Raw genomic sequence first — 261 nt, forward strand, 5'->3', positions numbered from 1 at the left:
GGTAAGCTGACGATGAAAGAAAGCATGAAAAAAGTGCTCGATAGCACAAACGTGACCGCTTATGTATTGCCACTTGCGCCTATAGATCCAGAAGGTCGTAACAAGAGTGAGCTGACCAATTTATTGCAAGCACGCATGAATGAAGGGTTGGCTGAGCTGCACTCAAGAGTCCTTAGCGCACCAGTTGAAGATTGATTATTTACAGTTGAACTAGTTAGAGTTGAGCTAGTGTAGCTAATATCAGCCAGTCAATAAAAGGGC

The 261-nt window shown here is 43.7% G+C and carries 1 pseudogene; it reads left to right on the forward strand.

The annotated features are described in order from the left end of the window. Positions 1-195, forward strand: a pseudogene (locus SB725_RS32070) (1-acyl-sn-glycerol-3-phosphate acyltransferase); the annotation flags it as partial. Positions 196-261: the final 66 nt, after the last annotated feature.

The organism is Pseudomonas sp. SIMBA_041, from assembly GCF_046535095.1.
Lineage (GTDB): Bacteria > Pseudomonadota > Gammaproteobacteria > Pseudomonadales > Pseudomonadaceae > Aquipseudomonas > Aquipseudomonas mucoides.